Source organism: Mycobacterium sp. KBS0706, from assembly GCF_005938675.2.
In the GTDB taxonomy this organism is placed as follows: domain Bacteria; phylum Pseudomonadota; class Alphaproteobacteria; order DSM-16000; family Inquilinaceae; genus Inquilinus.
Window position 1 is genome coordinate 14,103 of record NZ_VCCH02000048.1, and the last position, 20,553, is coordinate 34,655.

General features: G+C 66.4%; 15 protein-coding genes and 3 pseudogenes. 10 read left to right on the forward strand and 8 right to left on the reverse strand.

Translation table 11 applies throughout. The features are described 5' to 3' along the window. Window positions 1-32 precede the first annotated feature (32 nt). On the forward strand, window positions 33-671 hold the full coding sequence (locus tag FFK22_RS24015) for an HD domain-containing protein (RefSeq protein ID WP_138891977.1): 639 nt from the start codon (window positions 33-35) through the stop codon (window positions 669-671). Window positions 672-967: 296 nt separating this feature from the next. Here the strand turns inward: FFK22_RS24015 and FFK22_RS24020 are convergent, their stop codons facing one another. Both FFK22_RS24020 and FFK22_RS24025 read right to left on the reverse strand, forming a co-directional pair. Beyond that, window positions 968-2,548, reverse strand: a complete 1,581-nt coding sequence (locus FFK22_RS24020) for an aldehyde dehydrogenase (NADP(+)) (protein WP_138891976.1) — start codon at window positions 2,546-2,548, stop codon at window positions 968-970. Window positions 2,549-2,752: 204 nt separating this feature from the next. Beyond that, entirely contained in the window at window positions 2,753-3,784 is a 1,032-nt protein-coding gene (locus tag FFK22_RS24025; protein ID WP_138891975.1) for a zinc-binding alcohol dehydrogenase family protein, read from the reverse strand. A gap of 266 nt (window positions 3,785-4,050) precedes the next feature. Here FFK22_RS24025 and FFK22_RS24030 point away from each other — a divergent pair, with 266 nt between their 5' ends. Continuing rightward, complete coding sequence (locus FFK22_RS24030; RefSeq protein WP_221938810.1) at window positions 4,051-4,749, forward strand: hypothetical protein; 699 nt, start codon at window positions 4,051-4,053, stop codon at window positions 4,747-4,749. Between the two features lie 10 nt (window positions 4,750-4,759). Here FFK22_RS24030 and FFK22_RS24035 read toward each other — a convergent pair whose 3' ends face one another. Beyond that, complete coding sequence (locus FFK22_RS24035; protein WP_221938811.1) at window positions 4,760-5,647, reverse strand: GlxA family transcriptional regulator; 888 nt, start codon at window positions 5,645-5,647, stop codon at window positions 4,760-4,762. 252 nt (window positions 5,648-5,899) lie between these two features. Between FFK22_RS24035 and FFK22_RS24040 the strand changes: the two genes are divergently transcribed. The 3 genes from FFK22_RS24040 to FFK22_RS24050 all read left to right on the forward strand — a co-directional run bounded on the left by FFK22_RS24040 (window position 5,900) and on the right by FFK22_RS24050 (window position 7,916). After that, window positions 5,900-6,724, forward strand: coding sequence for an alpha/beta fold hydrolase (locus FFK22_RS24040; RefSeq protein WP_138891974.1), 825 nt, complete (start codon window positions 5,900-5,902; stop codon window positions 6,722-6,724). A 26-nt stretch (window positions 6,725-6,750) separates the two neighbouring features. Next, window positions 6,751-7,470 (forward strand): hypothetical protein, encoded by a 720-nt coding sequence (locus FFK22_RS24045; RefSeq protein ID WP_138891973.1) that lies wholly within the window; start codon window positions 6,751-6,753, stop codon window positions 7,468-7,470. 98 nt (window positions 7,471-7,568) lie between these two features. Then, complete coding sequence (locus FFK22_RS24050) at window positions 7,569-7,916, forward strand: carboxymuconolactone decarboxylase family protein (protein ID WP_186002625.1); 348 nt, start codon at window positions 7,569-7,571, stop codon at window positions 7,914-7,916. A gap of 321 nt (window positions 7,917-8,237) precedes the next feature. Here FFK22_RS24050 and FFK22_RS24055 read toward each other — a convergent pair whose 3' ends face one another. Then, a complete protein-coding gene (locus FFK22_RS24055; RefSeq protein WP_138891972.1) occupies window positions 8,238-11,204 on the reverse strand; it encodes a Tn3 family transposase in 2,967 nt (988 codons plus the stop codon). Between the two features lie 217 nt (window positions 11,205-11,421). After that, a pseudogene (locus tag FFK22_RS24060) lies at window positions 11,422-12,096 on the reverse strand (IS6 family transposase); the annotation flags it as partial. Between the two features lie 1,121 nt (window positions 12,097-13,217). Here FFK22_RS24060 and FFK22_RS24065 point away from each other — a divergent pair. Further along, a complete protein-coding gene (locus FFK22_RS24065) occupies window positions 13,218-13,712 on the forward strand; it encodes a phage terminase small subunit P27 family (protein ID WP_186002626.1) in 495 nt (164 codons plus the stop codon). Window positions 13,713-14,229: 517 nt separating this feature from the next. Here FFK22_RS24065 and FFK22_RS24070 read toward each other — a convergent pair. From FFK22_RS24070 to FFK22_RS24080, 3 genes are all read right to left on the reverse strand, one after another. Next, a complete protein-coding gene (locus tag FFK22_RS24070) occupies window positions 14,230-14,589 on the reverse strand; it encodes a hypothetical protein (RefSeq protein ID WP_138891970.1) in 360 nt (119 codons plus the stop codon). Between the two features lie 777 nt (window positions 14,590-15,366). Beyond that, on the reverse strand, window positions 15,367-16,158 hold the full coding sequence (locus FFK22_RS24075) for a 2-keto-4-pentenoate hydratase (protein ID WP_138891969.1): 792 nt from the start codon (window positions 16,156-16,158) through the stop codon (window positions 15,367-15,369). Window positions 16,159-16,344: 186 nt separating this feature from the next. Then, the gene (locus FFK22_RS24080; RefSeq protein ID WP_138891968.1) at window positions 16,345-17,103 is read right to left on the reverse strand and encodes a 3-oxoacyl-ACP reductase family protein; all 759 of its coding nucleotides are present in this window, start codon (window positions 17,101-17,103) and stop codon (window positions 16,345-16,347) included. A gap of 739 nt (window positions 17,104-17,842) precedes the next feature. Between FFK22_RS24080 and FFK22_RS44510 the strand changes: the two are divergent. The 4 genes and pseudogenes from FFK22_RS44510 to FFK22_RS24100 form a co-directional block, all read left to right on the forward strand. Continuing rightward, a pseudogene (locus FFK22_RS44510) lies at window positions 17,843-18,055 on the forward strand (helix-turn-helix domain-containing protein); the annotation flags it as partial. 359 nt (window positions 18,056-18,414) lie between these two features. Beyond that, window positions 18,415-18,750: pseudogene (locus FFK22_RS44825) on the forward strand (2'-5' RNA ligase family protein); the annotation flags it as partial. Between the two features lie 127 nt (window positions 18,751-18,877). Beyond that, window positions 18,878-19,465 (forward strand): AAA family ATPase, encoded by a 588-nt coding sequence (locus tag FFK22_RS24095; protein ID WP_143956866.1) that lies wholly within the window; start codon window positions 18,878-18,880, stop codon window positions 19,463-19,465. After that, entirely contained in the window at window positions 19,462-20,544 is a 1,083-nt protein-coding gene (locus FFK22_RS24100) for a tyrosine-type recombinase/integrase (protein WP_143956867.1), read from the forward strand. Before FFK22_RS24095 ends, FFK22_RS24100 begins: the two co-directional genes overlap by 4 nt. Window positions 20,545-20,553 lie beyond the last annotated feature (9 nt).

Sequence of the window (20,553 nt, forward strand, 5' to 3'; positions counted from 1 at the left end):
GCGCATCGGAGGCTCCCGCAACGGAGGACGAAGTGGCGACAGCAACCCCCATTGCCGGCGTCGGGATTCCCGACAGCAGACTGGCGCGCGAGGCGACGCAGCTTGTCCGCGACACCGAGAGCGACCTGCTGTTCCACCATTCCACCCGGGTCTATTTCTGGGGGGCCCTGGTCGGGACGCGGAAGGGCCTGAGGTTCGATCCGGAGTTGCTCTACGTCGCGGCCATGTTCCACGACATCGGCCTGACGCCGCGCTATCGGGACAGCCAGCTTCGCTTCGAAGTGGACGGCGCGAATGCCGCGCGCGACTTTCTGCGAGGCCACGGCATCTCCGAGGGAGATATCGAGAGAGTCTGGGCCGCCGTCGCCCTCCACACCACGCCGGGGATCCCGGAGCATATGCATCCGGAGATCGCCCTGGTGCAGGCAGGCGCGGCGATGGATGTCGTGGGCCGCGGCTATCGCGACCTTACGGACGAGCAGCGCGAGGCGGTGATTGCCGCCTATCCCCGTGGCAGCGAGTTCAACCATGAGATGATCGAGGCATTCTATCAGGGGATGAAGCATCGGCCCGAAAGCACATTCGGCACCTTCAACGACGACATTCTTGCGTTCAAGGATCCGAACTTCCGGCGTGAGGATCTTTGCAGCATCATCTTGGGCTCACACTGACCAAATTGGCCGCTTGATCAATGGCCGGCCTGGTGGCACAGGCGGTGGACCTGGGCACTGCGCAGGTCCGCTCTCTGGCATGCTTGCGATGTCTCCTGTGGAGAGCCACCCCGTAGGGCTTCCGCGGCCGGACACGCGGGAAACTGCGAAGTTGGCCGGCGTCTGCTTCCAAGTCGCCCGCGTGAAGGCAGCTCTTGGCGCCTATCAGAAGGAAGTGCCGTGCCGAGTGCAAAAACCGGTGAGGTCGCAGCGGGCAACCCGTCCCAACTGCGATACCATTCGCCGGGCCACCCTTGCTACCCGCGCGTGCCGTCGAACAGGTGAGGCAGCCTCGATAAACCCTCCTGCTGCAGTTCCGGCGGCAGCAGCTCTTGCGGCAGATCCTGATAACAGACCGGCCGCAGGAAGCGCCGGATTGCCAGGGTTCCGACCGAGGTGGTGCGGCTGTCAGAGGTGGCGGGGAACGGGCCGCCATGGACCATGGCATGCCCGACCTCGACGCCGGTGGGCCAGCCGTTCGCGAGGATGCGGCCTGCCTTCCGCTCCAGGACCGGGATCAGCTGGCGGGCCAGCTCGGTGTCCGCGCGCTCGAGATGCAGCGTTGCCGTCAGCTGCCCTTCCAGCCGCTCGGCCACGCTCGCCATCTCTTCAATCGTTCTGCAGCGCACGACCAGGGCTGCGGCGCCGAACACCTCGTGCGCCAGGCGTTCGTCCGCGCCGAAGCTCGGCGCATCGGTGCTGAACAGCGCGCCCGGACTGCGGTTGACGCCGCTGCCGCATGCGCCCCGCGCCACGGCGCGCACCGCAGGATTGGTCTCGAGCGCCTGCACGCCTGCGGCATAGGCATTGTGGATTCCTTCGGTCAGCATCGGCGCCGGCTCCCGGGTCGCGAGTGCCGCGCCGGCCGCCGCGAGGAAGCGGTCGAGACCGGTGCCTTCGAGCGCGATGATCAGGCCAGGATTGGTGCAGAACTGGCCGGCGCCGAGCGTCAGCGAGTCGACGAAGCCGGCAGCGATTCCTTCGGCCCGGGCACCGAGGGCGGCGGGCAGCAGGAACACCGGATTGACGCTGCTCATCTCGGCATAGACCGGGATCGGCTCCGGCCGCTGCGCTGCGGCCGCGACCAGCGCCAGACCGCCGCCGCGCGAGCCGGTGAAGCCGACCGCCTTGATGTGCGGGTGCTTGACCAGGGCCGTGCCGGTCTCCACGGCACCGGGGAGCAGCGAGAACACGCCCTCCGGCATGCCGCATTCGCTCGCCGCCGCCTGGATGGCGCGGCCGACCAGCTCGCTGGTGCCGGGATGCGCCGGGTGGCCCTTCACAACGACGGGGCAGCCCGCCGCCAGCGCCGACGCCGTGTCGCCGCCGGCGACGGAGAACGCCAGCGGGAAGTTGCTGGCCCCGAACACCGCGACCGGGCCGAGCGGGATCTGCCTCAGCCTCAGATCGGCGCGCGGCAGCGGTGTCCGCTCCGGCTGCGCCGGATCGGCCCGCAGGTCCAGCCATTCTCCGCTTCGCACGACCTGGGCGAAGAGGCGCAGCTGCCCGACGGTACGCGCCCGCTCACCCTCGATGCGGGGCCTCGGCAGTCCGGTCTCGGCCATGGCGCGCTCGACCAGCGTATCGCCGAGTTCGAGAATGTTGCGGGCGATCGCCTCCAGGAACCCGGCCCGTTCCTCCAGGCCGGTCAGACGATATGCGTGGAAGGCGGACCAGGCGAGCTCGCAGGCCCGGGCGACCTCGGCTTCGCCGGCGAAGGCGAAGGCGGGATCGAGCGCGTCTCCCGTGGCGGGGTTCATCGCCCGCAGGGGCCGCTCGGCTGGGCTGATCGAGGCTGAGCCGATCAAGATGTCGCCGGTGATCGTCTTCGATACCATAGTGCTGATCCGGGTTAGGGCCTCACAGGTCGCATCCGAAAGCCAAGGCGGCGTTTCCGCCTCTGCCCGGTCAATGCCGAGAGCGCGGCCCGGAATCTGGCCGCGCTCCGGCTCGATCCGGCAGACGCCTCGAATGCGGTTGGCAGGACGTAGATGGCGCCGCCCGGGCGTCGGGCAAGGTATCCTGGACGCGAATCTGCCTTGTCAGCGGCCGCCGGTGGGCGCCCAGCCCGCCAGCACGACCTTGCCCTTGGCGCGACCGCTCTCGATCAGCGCATGGGCACGGCGGAGGTTCTCGGCCGAAATGGTCCCGAAGGTCTCTGCCAGCGTGGTCTTCAGGGTCCCGGCGTCGACCAGCCGCGAGACCTCGTCGAGGAGCGCTCCCTGCTCCGCGATGTCGGCCGTGCCGAACATCGAGCGGGTGAACATGAACTCCCAATGGGTCGACACGCTCTTCAGTTTGAAGGGCGACACGTCGAGCGACGCCGGATCGTCGATCAGGGCGAAGCGGCCCTGCGGCGCGATCAGGTTGGCGATCTCGGCGACATGCTGGTCGGTATTCGTGGTCGAGAACACGAAGGCCGGCTGCCCGATGCCGAGCCTCTCGATCTCTGCCGAGAGCGGCTTCGAGTGATCGACGACGTGGTGCGCGCCGAGGCTGCGGCTCCATTCCGCCGTCTCCGGGCGCGAGGCCGTCGTGATCACCGTGACGTCGGTGAGCCGGCGGGCGAGCTGGGTCGCGATCGAGCCGACGCCGCCGGCCCCGCCGATGATCAGGAGGGCGCTCGCAGCGCCCGGCACGGGCTTGCGGATGTCGAGCCGGTCGAACAGCGTCTCCCAGGCGGTGATGGCGGTCAGCGGCAGAGCCGCGGCCTCCGCGAAACCGAGTGAGGCGGGCTTGCCGCCGACGATCCGTTCGTCGACCAGATGGAGCTCGGCATTGGTTCCGGCGCGGCCGATCGCGCCGGCATAGAACACCGCATCGCCCGGCGCGAACAGGGTCGCCTCGGGCCCGACCGCCTCGACCGTCCCGGCCGCATCCCAGCCCAGCACCTTCCACTGCCCGGGCTCGGGCTGGGCCCGCACCCTGACCTTGGTGTCGACCGGATTCACCGAGACGGCCTCGACCCTGACGAGGATGTCCCGGCCGGTGGGCTCGGGCCGCGGCAGATCGATGTCGGTGAGGGAGGCTGGATCGTCGATCGGGAGAGGAGAGCGGTAGCCGACAGCTTTCATGATGGCACCCATCGCGATATGGCGTGACCCGCTATGCCGGGGAGCGGATTGCCGGCCCGTCGGGTGCCCCAGAGCTATCAGCCGGGCATCAGGGCCGACAGGACGTAGATGCCATCATTCCGGCCATTGGAGCGGGCGGATCTCTGGCCGGAAACAAGGCATCTACGACGTTCGTGCGCGCTCGACGAACGCCTAGCCTCCCTCCGACACGGCCGTATGTCGCGGCCATGCAGGAGGAGCATGTCATGACGGGGCTCAGGGATTTCGTGATCGACGCCCATGGCGGATTGCAGCGCTGGCGGCAGTTCGAGCGGCTCACCGCCGATCTCGCGCAGGGCGGGGTGCTGTGGCCGTTGAAGGGGCAGCCGCAGACCCTCGAGCGCACCACGGTCACGGTCGAGCTGCGCAGGGAATGGGCCTCGCATGCGCCGTTCGGCTCCGGGCGCCGCCGTTCCGAATTCGAGCCCGGGCGGGTGGCCCTGGAAACCATGGACGGGACGGTGCTGGAGGAGTTTTCGGATCCCCGGAGGAGCTTCGCGGGCCACACGCTGCAGACGCCGTGGACGGATCTTCAGCTGGCCTACTTCGCCGGCTGCGCGATGTGGACCTATCTCAACACGCCCTTCCTGCTCGCCTGGCCAGGCGTCGAGGCAGAGGAAATCGAGCCGTGGCGGGCGGGCGACGGGATCTGGCGCCGCCTCGCGGTCCGGTTCCCGGCGGACATCGCGACGCACAGCGCCGTGCAGACGCTGTATTTCGATGCCGAAGGGCTGCTGAAGCGCCACGACTATGATGTGGAGATCGCCGGCAACACCCCCGGCGCCCATCTCGTCGACGATTATGTGGAGGTCTCGGGCATCAAGTTCCCCACCAGGAGGCGCATCTTCGCGCGGCAGCCTGACGGTGGCTTCAACGAAGAGCCGCTGGTGGTGTCGATCGATCTGTCCAACATCCGGCTGAGCTGACGTCCGGTCCCTAAAGCACGGCGAGGGTGCCCGCTTCGTTGCGGATCGCCCTGGGCACCTCGCCATGCACCCTGATGAAGGCCTGGCGCATGCGCTCGCGGTTGGCGAAGCCCGACTGCTGCGCGACGACCTCGATGGGCAGCCGGCTCTGCTCCAGCATCAGTTTCGCGGCCTCGATCCGCAGCGCCTCGACCGCCTTCGCCGGGGTCGTCCCCGTCTGCGAGCGGAAGAGGCGCGTGAACTGCCGCGGGCTCAGGCATGCCGCGCGCGCCAGGTCCTCGATGCTCAGGCTCTCGCCCAGATTCTGCCTGGCATAGGTCAGCGCCCGCTGGATCCGATCCTCGCTCACATCGAGGTCCAGCAGGGCGGAATGCTGCGACTGCCCGCCGGACCGCCGGTGGTACATGACCATGCCTTTGGCGACGGCGCGGGCCGGGTCCGGCCCAAGGTCCCGCTCGATCATCCCGACGACCAGGTCCGTTCCGGCGCTCATCCCGGCCGAGGTCCAGATCTGGCCGTCCGCGACGTAGATCTTGTCCATGTCGACCCGGCACTCCGGGAACCGGGCCTGCAGTTCTGCCGCATAGCGCCAGTGGGTCGTCGCGCGCCGTCCATTCAGCAGCCCGGCATCGCCGAGAACGAAGGAGCCCAGACAGATGGACGCGACTCGCCGCGCGTCCCCGGCGGCGGCACGGAGAAGCCGGACCAGTCCGGGCGACGAGGTCGGGATCTCGAGCCCGGCGGCGACGATGAGCGTGTCGAAGGGGCTCAGGTCGAACGGCTCCGTTATCACCTGGATTCCCGAAGAGGAGGCGACGAGCCCGCCGTCCTCGGACAGGACGCGGACGTCATAGACCTTCTCTCCCGCATGCTTGTTGGCGACGTCGAAGGCCGCCACAGCGCCGAAGCAGACGGCCTGGAAGCTCGGGCACAGAACCAAGCCAATTCTCATGATTCCTCCTGGACCTCGGGTCCGTCGTATCTGGTCGCGCGGCTCCTCCCGTGCCAATTCCCATGGCCGAAATAATGGCATCTACGTCCTGTCGGCCCCGGTTGTCGACTGATACGTCTTCGCCACCAAGAGCGCTGGAGACGACACGGCCCGCATCGCCTGCCGGGCTCGTTCCGCGCATCCGAAAAAGGACATCGCATGTCACTCGAAACGGCGAAGACCGAGTTCGTCGAGGCCGGCGGCATTCGCTTCGGCTTCCGGCGCCTCGGCCCGGCAAAGGGCACGCCCCTCGTCCTCCTGCAGCATTTCACCGGCACCACGGATTCCTGGGATCCGGCGGTGGTGAACGGGCTGGCGGAGACGCGGCCGGTCATCGTCTTCAACAATGCCGGCGTCGGGACCTCGACGGGCGTCACGCCCGACAGCGTCGAGCGGATGGCGGCGGACGCGGAACGCTTCATCGGCGCCCTCGGCCTTGGGCAGGTCGATCTCCTCGGCTTCTCCCTGGGCGGCATGCTGGCACAGGTCCTCGCGGCCGAACGCCCCGGCCTGGTCCGGAAGATCGTCGTCGCCGGGGCGGCGCCCCGGGGCGGGGAGGAGCATCTGCTGGCGGTCGTCGAGGAGGCGTTCTCCCGCGGCGCGGCGGATGTCCGGCTGCCGCTGTTCTTCACGCCATCCGAAGCCAGCCAGGCCGCCGGAAGGGCCTTCATCGCGCGAGCCGCGGCGCGCGTGCAGGACCGGGATCCGGACAGCGGTGATGATGTCAGCCAGCCTCAGGCCAAGGCGATCATCGGCTGGTGCGCCCGCAAGGACGAGGGCGATCGGACCCTCCGCGCCATCGGGCAGCCCACGCTGATCGTCCATGGCAGCGACGACACGATGTTCCCCAGCATCAACGCCTACACGATGTTCAAGGCGATGACGCGGGCGCATCTAATCTTGTATCCCGACTCCGGACACGGCGCGCTGTTCCAGTACCCGGACCTGTTCGTCGCGCATTGCCGCACGTTCCTCGACAACTGATCGAAGTCACAGGTGGACCGAGCCAAATGAACGATCTTCGACAGCAGGTGATCGAGGCCCATGGCGGCCTGGATCGGTTCCGGCGGTTCACGACGCTAACGGCGAAGCTGCACCAATTCGGGATCCTCTGGGAGCTCAAGGGCAAGCCGGATGTGCTGACCCGGGCAAACGTCCGGGTGAACCTCAGGACGGAGGAGGTGTCGCATTGGCCCTTCCATCCGACGGAGAACCGGTCCCGCTTCACGCCGGAAAAGGTCACGATCGAACGGCCGGACGGGACCGTCGTCGAGAGCCTGACCAACCCGCGTGCGAGCTTCGCCGACTTCCAGATGGAAACGCATTGGAGCGACCCGCAGCTCGCCTATTTCGCGGGCTACACGATGTGGACCTATCTCACCTCGCCCTTCATCCTCGCCCAGCCCGGCGTGGTCTTGGAGGAGATCGCGCCCTGGTCGGAGGCCGGGCAGACATGGCGCCGGCTGCGCGTGACCTTCCCGGCCTCGGTCGCGACGCACAGCACCGCTCAGACCTTCTACGTCGATGCGGACGGCCTAATCCGGCGCCACGACTACGAGGTCGAGATCCAGGGGAACAACGCCGCCGCCCGATACCTGATGGATCCGGTGACGATCGACGGCATCACGCTGGCATCGAAGTTCAGGGTCTATCCAAGGGCGGCGGACAACACGCCGCTGCCGGAGCCGCTGATCGTGGGCGTCGATATCACCGACTACCATTTCGAATGAAGGGTGCAGGCCGGCGATGCAGACCGACTGGCCGGTGACGCCTGTCAGTGGCGCGATCACCGGCTTGGCTCTATCCCATCAACCAAGGAGATTGCACCATGCACATGCACGACTGGAACACCTACCGGCAGCAGCTCTTCGCCGGGGTCGGCGAACTCGGGAAGCTGAGCCCAGATACGGTCCGCGGCTATGTGACGCTCGGCGGCGCCGGCGCCAAGTCCGGCCATCTTGACGCCAAGACACGCGAGCTGATCGCCCTGGCTGTGGCCATCACGCTGCGTTGCGACGGCTGCATCACCGTCCACTCGGAAGCGGCGCACAAGCTGGGCGCGACCAAGGAAGAGATCACCGAGGCGCTGGGCGTCGCGGTCAGCCTCAACGCCGGGGCTGCGATCGTCTACTCCACCCGCGCGCTGGATGCCTTCGCCGCTGCCCAGGAAGGGTGATCGTCGAACACCTTGCCAGACATCGCGCGGGACCGATTGGTCCCGTGCGATCTGGCCCTGTCAGCGTTTGGCTGCTCTGCCGCGCCGCTGCGCATGGATCGCTAGCCGGCGGCACCACGCAATTCCAGTACGGCGTACCCCAGCCGCACGCCTTAAACGAGGCGTTTCCACAGTGCCTTGGTCGCCTCCAGACGCGTCCGCTTCCGGGACCGACTGGGTGGCCGATTTTGAGCTAGCTGCGACGGGCTGACTTGAGCGGAAGGGGGGCACCGCAAAGTTTTTCCGCCAATGCACCTTTCTCCGGACAAAGCGAGAACATAGTCAGCCGGCGGCAGCAGACAGGTCATCCTGCAGGCGAAGCGGCCAGTAGTCGAACGGGGCCTGGGCCGCCTGCTCCCAGAGGTAGTCGCCGGTCAGGCTGATGTGTTCCCAGCCCAGCGGCGCGACATGAGTCAGCGACTCGTCGGGCGCCAGGATCCCCCTCGAGCGGAGGTGCTGCACGGCCCGCCCCATGTATACCGTGTTCCAGTAGACGATCGCCGCGATCACCAGATTGAGGCCGGAGGCGCGGAAGCTCTGGTTGAGCAGGGTTCGGTCGGTGATCCGGCCCTGGCGCTGGGTGTGGATGGCCTGGGCGAGGAAGTGCCTGGCCTCGCCCTTGTTGAGTCCGGCGCGACAGCGACGCCGGAGGTTCAGGTCCTCGAGCCAGTCGAGGGTGAACAGCGTGCGCTCTATGCGGCCGATCTCCTGCAGCGCCAGGTCGAGCCGGTTCTGGCGCCGGTAGGCGGCGAGCTTCTTGAGGATCTCCGAGGGCGCCACGGTGCCGGCGTTGATCGACGCGACGGTGCGGACGGCGTCGTCCCAGCACTCGACGATGACATCTGTCCGGATCGGCTTGCCCATGAGATCCTTGAGGCCCGGATACTGGCCGGCGGAGCCGATCGAGGCCAGCTTGCGATCGGCCAGGTCGCGCAGCCACGGCACGAAGCGGAAGCCGAGCATGTGGCTCAGGCCGAAGATATGATCGCTGGCGCCGCCGGTGTCGGTGTAGTGCTCGGTGAGCTTCAGCGACGTGCCGTGCCGCATCAACCCGTCGAGCACATACGGCGCCTCGGAGCCGGTCGAGGAGATCACCACGGAGTGGTAGGATCCATGCTGGTCCGAGACATGGGTGTAGAAGCGGATGCCGGGGTCGATGCCGTATTTGGCGTTGACGGCGGCATGGCCTCCCTTGCCGCGGCCGGTCCGAACGAACTGGCCATCCGACGACGAGGTCGTGCCCTGGCCCCAGATGTCGGCGAAGGGATGGGCATGGTGGGCGTCGATGATCGCGGCCAGGCCGGCACGGTAGGTCTCCTCGCGCAGGTACCAATTGTGGGTCCAGGCGAGCTGGGCGTAGCTGACGCCCTGAGAGGCGTTCGCCATCCGCTCCAGGCCGAGGTTGCTTGCATCGGCCAGGATCGCCGCCAGCACGGCGTTCGGATTGTCATGTGGCCGACCGCTGCGGAGATCGGTGAAGGCCGACAGGAAGCCGGTGCGGCGCGCCACCTCCGTCAGCAGCTCGGTCACGCGAACCCGCGGCAGGATGCCGTCGATCATGCGATCGAGGTCGTCAGCCTCCGGCGGCGTGATCGCCGTCAACGGCGCGATGTGCAGCCTGCCGTCGCGCAGCTCGACGCCGCTCAGCTGGCCGCGCTTCAACTTCCGCTCGAAGCGCCGCAGCCGCCAGTCGAGCAGCTGCGTCCGTTCCTGGAGATAGGCGTGGACATCCAAGGTGAAGGGCAGCTTCGCCGCAGCGGCGGGGACAGCGGATTTCGGCAGGAGGTAGCGGTCGAAACGCTGGTAGTTGCGGGTGCCGTCGATCCAGATGTCGCCAGAGCGCAGCCGGTCGCGCAGCGTGGCGCAGACCGCGACCTCGTACCGACGCCGGTCGACCTTGCCGTCCTCGACCACCAGCGCCTTCCATTTTTTGTGCGAGAAGGACATGGGCGCCGTCGCGGGAATCGCGCCGCGGCCCTTGCGGTTCACCTCGCGGAGAACCTCGACGGCCGACAGCACGGGATCGCGCGCCCTGGATGCCTTGAAGGTGAAGGCCTCGAGGAAGGCCGGCGCGTATCTGCGCAGCGTCATGTACTTGCCGGTGGCGGTGACCAGCGCATCCTCCTCCACCAACTCGGCCAGCGCCGCGACCTCAGGCTGGGCCTTCATCAGCGTCCACCACCCGACTTCGTGATCGATGGCGTCGAAGGCGTCGAGATCCTGCTCATGGGCGTTCTGGAGGGCGGTCAGCGTTTGGTCGAACAGGCGCATCAGGCGGCCGACATCCTTCGCCGTCGCCTGATATTGCCGCTCCTTCCGCCGTTTGGCGCGGGTGAACATGGCGCCAACCAGCTTGTCGAACATCTCGACCGCGGCATCCGCCAGACGGCTCTCCAGGTCGATCATCTGGGCGACCAGCGTCGCCCGGCGCCGGCGCAGGCCATAGGCGCTCAGCAGGAAGGCCGGCGCGACCGCACCCTCCCGCACGAACTGCCGGAATCGGCTCTCGTGGATCGCGTCCGCCAGCGCCGGCTCTATGCCGATCCGCCGGACACGATCGAGCCGCGCCAAGACGGCGTTGACGTTGTCGGCGCTGGGTGACTCAGGATAGCCCCGCAGCCAGGCCAGCGGCGTGCGCCCCAGTTCCGGGTCGTTGAGCAGCAGCATATCGACCTGCGCCAATTGATCCGGCATCAGCGACGCTACCAAGGCGTCTGCCGTGAGCCGGCGGGCCCGGGCGCGGCCCGTGGCTCCGGCGCGCTCGATCGTCCCCGGCGCCGGCAGGATGATCTTCCGCTCCCGCAGACCCTCCATCAGAGCGACCGCGATCTCCAGGCCGCGGTCGGTCGACCAAGCCGCATCGGCCGCAAGGCCGATCATCAGCGGCATGTCGGTCCGACGCGACGCTCGCAATCCGAGACGCTGCGCGACCTCTTGGGCATGTCTCTCGCGGGTTTGGCGCCGACGCCCGTAGTCGCGGTAGACCTCTGCAGGAACGGCGAGCTGCATCCCGAGATAGCGCAGCACCTCGTCCGGAACCCCCTCCCAGTCGCGCAGGCCGAAGCCCGGATGCCGATGCAGGCAGAGCTGAACCGCAACGCCGAGGCGGTTTCTGTCACCATGCCGGGCCAGGATGAACTCCAACTCCTCCGGGGCGAGCGTATAGTGCCGGATCAGCGCCGCCCGGTCGGTCGGAATGTCGAAGAGCCGACGCCGCTCGTCGTCGGTCAGCAGGTTGTACCGCGCCATCGAGACCCTCGGCAGAGAGCGATCGGGTCAGACCACCTCAGCGCCGAAAGCGAGTCCAGCGGGAATGATCCGCCCGTGTCCGCAAGAGCATCGCTCAACGGACCGCCTGGAGCGGGACGGCCCTCCGCCTCCGTGACAACCGATCCCCGTCGCCGGGCGACCATGTTCTTGCTTTGTCCGGCGAAAGGTGCACTGGCGGAAAAACCTTGCGGTGCCCCCATGTGGCAAACGCCTCGGCGCGAAAGCGGCGGTGCGTGGCGGCGGTGGTGAGGTGGCGGCAAACGTTGAAGGTGTTGTAGGTCGCGGCGTGCATCGACAGGAACCGCTGCGCCGAGGCCGCCGATTTGAACCGTTGCAGCTTGCGCTCCCGTCGCCGGGCCGGGACGTGCGAGCTCTCGGCCCGGTTGTTCAGCCGCTTGGCCCGTAGGTGGGGTATTCCGTCGAGCCGCAGGTCACGAAGCGCCGCGCCGTAGGCCGGACACTTGTCGGTGACCCAGGTAATTGGAGCGATGCCCTGCTTCCGGAGAAGCTTGCGCATCAGCTTGCGGGCGGCCGCCGCGTCCCGCCTGGCTTGAACCAGCGCCTCGAGCACCTCGCCCTCGGCATCGACGGCGCGCCAGAGGTACATCGGCTTGCCGGCGATCCGGACGAACATCTCGTCGAGGTGCCAGCACCGATGCGGCGCCGGCCGCCGCGCCCGGAGGCGGCGGGCGATGATCGGTCCGAACACGTTCACCCATCGGCGGATTGTCTCGTAGGACACCTCGAGGCCGCGCTCGGTGAGCAGGTCCTCGACGTCGCGGTAGCTCAGGGTGAAGCGGAGGTACATCCAGACGGCGCGCTGGATCACGTCGGATGGAAAGCGGTAACCGGCATAGTCAGGCGGGGGCATGGCTACCGCTACGCCGCTCGCGGGCGCGCCGCAGGGCCCTGAACGTGACAAGCCCGGTGGGGCGGTCTCCCCAGACTTCTGGCCTTCGGCCCTGTAGCCCGGCTCTGGTCGCCGCCCTAACCGCGGGCGGCCAGGGTGGGTGAGTCCCCGTCGCCCCACCGACCCCTGACGGAGCTCGACCGAGGACACCTCGGTCCGCCCCGGCGATGGTCAGACCCCGTGGAGGCTCGCGGTCAAGCGGGGCAAGGATGGGCGCGACAGAGCATCGGCTAAGGTAGAAAGCTCGTCCGCAAGGGCCAGAAGGCTGCTATATTGGAGTTTCGCAACTTCCTATTTGGCGACCGCTAATTTGGGTCTTACCTGCAGAATGTGGCACGGACCGGAGTTGCTATGTGCAGAGTGCATAACTTGTTCATTTTGTTGATATCGGCTTTCATGCTCCTCTCCCAGACTGCTCTTGGGCAGAAGCCTAGTGCAGGGTCGGCTGAAGAAAGAAGCTTCAATCGGCAGCAATTTTCGGGGTGGGGTGGAATCGTGTTCCGTTGCCTCCCAAATAACTTGAGTGACTCATTGGAGAAACGTATCTGCAAATCCGCGTCATCTGACGCGCGATTCCTTGCGGAATCAGCTAAAATACCTTTCCAGGACACCGGAAGCGAAGATTACTCCGCCGTATTAATAGCTTCGAACGCACTGAGCCATGCTCTTGTATTGGAGACCAGCGTGCTATCTACGAAGCTCTATCCTAAAGGCGTGCATGTGGCAGTTAGAGCAGGATCATTCTACAGCGGGGCGATAGAGCTGGGTGCCATCCCAGGCACACCGGAGAGCACGGGACGAGATGGAGATCTCATTCTGTGGGAGCGATCGGCGATTGGTACTGGTGACGAGAATGGGTTGGCGCAATCGATGCCCGGCTACGTTTCGACGGTGTTGAAGGAATTCTTCGCGCTATTCCTGAAAAGTCGCAGCTAGGACCTTCGCCAAGGGTCCTGGACCGCACCCCCCTAGGGAGGTCAAAAGACCGGCCCATGGCGGCGGGATCGGCGCGGGGTCATTCATTTCAAACGCCGCAAAATTCGAAAATCGAGGTATTCTGCCGAGCCTGGAGGAGTCAGGTCATGCGAGGCCGTAAACGAACCCCGTCCTACCTCAAGGTGATCGAAGGCAATCCCGGCAAGCGGCGCATCCCAAAGCCGCTGTCGGTCGAGCCGATCCTGCCGGAACCGCCGGACCACCTCGACGAGATCGCGAAGGCCGAGTGGCGCCGGGTCGCAAAGCATCTCTTCCGGCTTCGGCTTCTGACCCCGCTCGATGTCGGCGCGGCCGCCGTGTACTGCCAAGGCTGGAACCGGCTCGTTCAGGCCGAACGTCTGCTCGCCGAGAAGGCCGAGCGGGATGGCGTCACCCACGGCCTGCTGATCCGGGGCAAACACGGCACGCCGGTCCAGAATCCATTGATCGGCATTGCGCGCCGGTCGGCGGCGACGATGATGCACGTAGCCGCCGAATTCGCGATGACGCCGAGCGCGAGGAGCAGGATCGGGGCCGGGCCGAATCCGCCGAGCTCGGAATTCGCCGGTCTCCTCGGCGACCTGGACGACGAGCCGGCGTAGCGCTGCAAGGCGCGGTGTCCTCACGGCGCCTCTCCGGGGGTCCGGATTCGGCTCGTTGCGGACGGCCGCTGGCGCTGCCGGCTTCTCTGAAGCGGACATCTCCGGCGGTCCAACCTTGCCCGAAAGCGGACAGGACCGCTTTGGTTCGAGTCAGGTTGGATCCCACTTTTCGGCACCGAGGGCGACGGCGGCTTCCGGGCGTCCGTCATTCGACGTGGCCGACCGCAACGGGCGGAAAGTGGAACTCAGGGGAGGTACGGCGTCGCTGCGCCTCATGACCGCAATGGGTGATGAAGCGGCCATTGGCACGGCCCTTCACATCAGTCCGGCCTTTGGCTCTAACCGGCCATCACAATCCTGTTTCTGAAATTGGACTAATTTCATCCGCGAGCATGATGTCTCGCATGCCCGAATTGTATGTTACGTCACTGTGGGCGGCGAAGCTGCCCATCGCGCCGATATCAAATATCAGGTTGATCGGGGGCAGCGCGGCAGTCGTGCTACCGCGCTGCGATCGTCACTTCTTGAACTGCAGCGTTCGTGAGTCGAACGGAATGACGCGCAGATGATCACCCTGCTCGAAAACCGCATTCTCGCGAATGAAGTCGATTGCCACGACTGACGAGAGCGGGGCCTCGCCGGGCTTGATCAGATTGGCCATTTGCATGCTGTTCAGCAACATGGTCCTCGCAACCTCATAGACCGAGTTGCCTCCAGTCGCGCGACGCTCGACTTCGGCCCGAGTGTCGGGCGAAAGTCCCTCCAGAATCGCCCGCTGGAAGGCCGGGCTGGGTGCCGGTTGGGCAATTCCTGCTGGCGCCGCCAAGGTGAAGGGAAAAAGTATGATGGCCACTAATAGTGCTTTGCGCGTGAGCATGCGAGTCCTCCCTTCTTGAATCTGTATCGGCTGCTCAAGGCAGTCGGATCAGAGCTGTTGGGACGCGGCGATAGATCTAGCCCTAAGCCGCGTCGCCTTTCGTGCAACTTGTCGGTGCGTCCTAGATGCAGCGGCCATTGCACACTCGGGCAGCAACATCATCGCACGATCCGCTCCGGTTCGCTTTGATCTAGAGCATTTTCACAGCAAGTCCCGAAAGCTTGATCGGCTGCTGCCTCGTTTCATGTCACCGCAGCCGAGTTTCCCAAGCGGGAAGCCTGGCCCGCCCGGCGAGCGAGGGGACGCCACTCTCCCTCGCTCGCCCGATTTGAGCTCCTGCCTATCGCGTGACTTGCTCGTCTGGATAGGATCGCAGAGCAGACGATTGCTACCCTGTTGCCGGATGTCCGCATCGAGCCGTAAGTGGTCGCGAAGAGTGGGCTGCATCGATGTCGTGCCTCATGACCGGATAGGGTCGAATCGCGTCAGGTTCGCTTTCCAGAGCGGAGGTTGACGTCGGCTCTCGGGCAGCCGGCCGTGGGCTTGGCTGACCGAGAAGGGCGGAAAGCGGAAGTTGGAAGCCAGGCTGTTGCATGGCCGGTTCATGCTGTAGCGGACGCCAGTCGCGGCGCGCACTGCTGCCCGGGATGAGGCGGACTTCGCCATCTATGCAGAGGAAGCGTTGTCTCTACTGTCCGGCTGGCGATGTCGTCATCCTCAACAGTCTCGGCTCGCACATCGCAAAGGCCTCCTGTCCGGCCATCAGTCCGCTTCATCTCAAACGATCGATGCCATCACGTCTCCAAGACCCTGGTCGAAGCTGCAGCAAATCTGCTCACCCGGCCGCATCGGGAAGGCCCGCACGAATGAGCCGCTCAGGATGGTCTGACCGGCATCGAGTGCAACACCGAACTGAGCCAACTTGTTGGCAAGCCAAGCAACGGCATTGATTGGGTGACCCAAAACCGCCGATGCCTCGCCCTCGGTCTCCTTGACGCTGTCCCGGTAGACCGCGCCCTTGACCTTGCCGAGTTCCAGTTGATCGAGCGTCCTTGGATTTGCGCCAAGAATAACGCCACCGCATGCAGCGAGGTCCGCAACCGTATCCACGATCGTCATTGCGGGATTGTAGGCCACCCGGAAATCGCAGATCTCGATGGCTGGCAGAACGAAGTCCGTGGCCCTGATAACATCGACAGGTAGGATGCCAGGCCCTTCAAGCCGATTGTTGAGGACAAACGCGATTTCCATCTCGGCGAAAGGCGTGATGAAACGGCTTGCTTCGATCGGGTTATTTTCGTCGAAAAACAGGTCTTCGGTAATTGCGCTGAAATCGGGCTCTTTGGAGTTCACCAGTTCCTGCATCGTCTTGGAGGTCAGACCTATTTTATACCCCCGCACAGGGATTCCCTGTTGCACGCGGCGGGCGATGAATTCCTCCTGGATGCGGTAGGAATCCTCGACTTCGATATTCTCGTAGGTCCTGGTCAGTAACGGGAGCTGCTTCCGTGTCCGATAGACGTCTTCGATGTCTAGGACGATCTTGGATCGTGTCGCTGCGTCAAGCATCTGTCCTCTCCTCATGCATCACAATTTCAAGGGTCTTCGCATCCGCATGAAGCGATGCTGATAGACCATGCAGGTCACTACCCTTCGAATTAGAAAGCCCAAGTCGCTGCGCTACACCCTTGGCAGCAGAGGCAGGCGACACACGGACCTTGAGCACCCTGTGCTGTACAATGCCTTTGCGGCAAGTCAGGCGGAGGTGCCGCCGTCGATCCTGAGGTTTGCGCCGGTGACAAAGGCCGCTTCTGGACCCGCGAGATACGCAATCAGTCCGGCAACTTCGTCGCAGGTTCCGTAGCGGTGCACGGCGATCATCTGCAGCACCTTGTCGGACGCCAGATCGTCGCCTGCGCTTTCTCGGGAGCTGCGCGTCATCTCCGTGTCCACCCGGCCAGGCTGAACGTTGTTGACCGTGATGCCGCGCGGGCCGAGGTCTCGCGCCAGGCCGCGTGTGAGACCGGCGACGGCCGCTTTGGTCATGGCGTAGACTGAGCCTCCGGCGATCGGCATGAACTCACTACTGATGCTGCCGATGTTGATCACCCGACCGCCTTCTTCCATGTGGCGCACGGCTTCCTGCGTGGCGACGAACAGCCCCTTGACGTTGACCGCGATCATCCGGTCCAAGTCTTCGAGGGAGTAGTCGGTGATGGTGCCGAGCTTTGCGATCCCTGCATTGTTGACGAGCACATCAAGCCGTTGGAACCGCTCCACCGTCGCGGCGACGGCGGCTCTCACAGCGTCGATATCCGCACTGTCGGCATGGATCGCCATAGCCCGGCCGTGATCTGCTTCGATGGCGGCGACGACCGCGTTTGCACTATCGCCGGATGACGTATAAGTGATCGCTACGGTGGCTCCTTCGCGCGCCAGCCGCTTGGCGACCGCGGCACCAATGCCCCGCGACCCGCCGGTTACCAGGGCGACCTTGTCCTTGAGCCTATCCATGCAAGACCTCTTGGTCAGGTGTGAAACGGCTACGCTTCTCGTGCCGTCCGATACGTCGTGGCTTCTGGAACGGCGATTCATGGTGCGGACGCGCCTCCACGAAGCTGGAGCGGGCATGCCGCATTCCCCGACTAGCGGTAGTGATAGGTGCCGGGCGTGAAGAGCAACGAACCGATCCGGACAGAAGCGAGCGACCGGAAGCCGTCTGCCCTTCACGGCCCATGGCGAAATCAGGCCGGGATGTCAGCGAACGGCTGGGCCGATGCCTATAGCGCTCGCCGACATTGTGAGCCCAAGTGATCCAGGTAATCGAACTCACCAAACTCGGCTGCGTGACGGCGAAGGTCGTTTTGTCGGAGCATCTCTGCCTTTCCCGCGCCCTGGCCGCGTAGTCTTCAGGATAAGAACAATCGTACCGGGACCGGCCGACTCCCCTCCACCCTACAGGCGTGCCAGCGGAGTCCTACGTTCGGGTCGCCAACCGCATACCTTGGTGTAAGGCGGGATGGCATCGTCAAATAGACGCGGTTCGGACTATAGGCCGAGGTCGCGGCAGTCTTGGCGGGCAGGTTGTGGCGCCAAGCCACGCTGCGACAATCTCTTGCCGAGCCGATGCCGAAGTTCGAGCCGAGACATCGGGACGACTGCTGCGTACCTAATGGATTGACCGGAACAGAAGAGCCCGGTTGAGGATTCTCGTGCAGCGCGGTCTGTGCGAATGTGAGGGACGCGCACAGGGATTTCCATCGAGGTCACCGCCGAGGACCGCCGCCGGCTGGAGGCGGTAGTTGCGGACCGCAACACGCCGCAGAAGCATGTCTGGCGAGCCCGGATCGTGCTTCTCACCGCCGCGGGCGCCGGCACGACCGCGATCATGCGCGAGGCGGGGGTGTACAAGACAGCGGTCTGGCGCTGGCAGGAGCGCTTCATGGCCGAGGGTGTGGACGGCTTGAGGGGCGTGGCTATCTAGGCCGGATGAAGCGTCCTCAGTGACCGAGGTCGGGTGCGCATCCTGGCAAGGCGGGGGCGTCACCGCCGTTGGTCGCATGCAACCGCGTCCGGTTTGGCGAACCGGGTGAGGTGACCGCATTTCACCCTATCCGGACATAGTAATCCATTGATTCCATTGGACAATAAGGGGGCTTATCGGGCGTTGGAGCTTTCGCACGCGGCGATGGACGGGTAGACTCCTCACGTCAGCCGCTCCTGGGAGGCCCCGTGCCGTTCGCCGTCCACCTCGATCTCGACCCGCCCAGCGCCGCCGCGCTGACACCGCTGATCGACGCCGTCGAGCGGGCCGATCCGGACGCGATGACGCCACGACGGGCCCAGGTCGCGCCACATCTCTCGCTCGGCGTCTACGATCGGCTCGACGCCACGGCGATGAGCGCGTCGTTGCAGCGCTTCGCCGCGCTCCAACCCGCCTGCGACATCCAATTGTCGAGCCTCGGCCTGTTCCCGGGACCACCCGCCGTCCTGTTCGTGGCGCCGGTGGTCGCGGCCGAGCTGCTCGACCTGCACGGCCGCTTGCACCACGCCGCGGCGCGCTTCGTCCCGCACTGCTGGGTCCACTACCTCCCGGGCGACTGGGTACCGCATGTCACGCTCGGCGAGGGCATGAGGCCGGCCACGGTGCCGGCGGCGATCGGCAACGCCATCGCCGCCTGGCGGCCGCGCGCGGCGGTGCTGAACCGGCTCTCGCTGGTTCCATCCGGTCGAGCTGCTGTGGTCGACGGCGCTGGCGCCGTCGCACGCTTGAGCAGGGGAGGGGAGGGTGATCGTGCATCTCAACGGCTGGCCCGGGGTCGGAAAGCTCACCGTCGCGCGCCTGCTGGCGCCGCGGCTCCAGGCCCGCCTGATCGACAACCACCTGCTGCACGACGTCGCCATCCGCTGCACCGGCATCGATGACCCGGCGCGCTGGCCGCTCTACGAGACCGTGCGCGCCGCCGCCGATCAGGTGCTGGCCGACCGGCCGCGATCGGAGACCTTCGTCATGACCAACGCGCTGTGCATCGGCTCTCCGCGCGAATGCGAGGCCTGGCGCCAGGTCGTCGCCCTGGCGGAGACGCGGGCGGTGCCGCTGGTGCCGGTGGTGCTCGAGGCCGACGCCACCGTGCTGCGCTCCCGGGTCCAGAGCCTCGAGCGCCAGGGACGCAAGCTGACCGACCCAGACGCCCTTGCGGCGATGATCCGCGCCGACCGGCTGCTGAAGCCCGACGTGCCCGAGCGGCTCGATCTCGATACGTCCCGTCTCGCCGCCGCCGACGCCGCCGCGGCGATCGAAGCCCATCTGCTGGCTGTTCGCGGCCTGCTGGCGCCGGCGGATGCCAGGCACCTGACCCTGGTGACCGCACCATGATCGACGCGACGATCGCGAACGGCGCGGCAGGGGAGGGCGCGCCGGCGGCCGGGCGCCCGGCGGTGGCGCTGCCGGACGCCGGCGCGGCGGCCGGCCTGACCGAGACCCAGCGCGCCGAAATCCGCCGGCTCGCGCAGCGCGCGGACGCGCTGGTCGAGGCCTCGCTCTCGGCCAACACCCGGAAGGCCTATGCCTCGGCCTGGCAGCAGTGGACCACCTGGTGCCTCGGCTTCGACCTCGATCCGGCGATCGCGGACGCCTCCTGGCTGGCCATGCACCTCACCGCCCTGTCCGAAACCCGGTCCCTGTCAACCATCGAGCTGCGCCGGGCCGCGGTGCTGGCGATCCGGCGCCGGCTCGGCCGCCCGCTGCATCTCGACGAGGGATATTTCCCAAAGTTCCTGCAGGGCCTGCGCCGCACCAAGGGTGTCCGCCCAGAGAAGAAGGCCGCCCTGCTCGAGGAGAATCTGCGGGCCGTCCTGGTGCTGCTCGACCCGGCCACGGCGCCGGCGCCGAAGCGCTGCCTGCGTGATCGGGCCCTGCTGCTGACCGGCTTCGCCGGCGGCTTCCGCCGCTCCGAGCTCGCCGGCTTCGACCTGCGGGACGTCGGCTTCACCGCCGAGGGCCTGGTGCTGTTCGTCGCCGGCTCGAAGAATGACCAGGAGCGGCGGGGCGAGGAGGTCGGCGTCCAGGCGGTGCCGACATCGCCGCTGTGCGCCGTGACCGCGGTCTCGGCCTGGCTTGCCGTCCGCGGCGACGCGCCCGGGCCACTGTTCTGCCGCGCCGACCGCGGCGGCCATCTGACCTATGGCCTCGACGGACGGCTGCAGCGGATCGACACCAAGACTGTGGCCCGCCTGGTCAAGCGCGTGATCAAGGGGACCGGGCTGGCCGAGGGGGAGTTTTCGGCGCACAGCCTACGCGCTGGCATGATGACGGCCGCCGACCGGAAAGGGGTGCCGCTCGAGGCGGCGATGCAGCACGGCCGCTGGAAGGACGCGCGGACAGCTCGTGGCTACCGCCGGCATTCGAGTTTGTGGGTGGGGAATTTCACCGGCAAGCTGCTGGCGGACGAGTAAGCCTCAGGG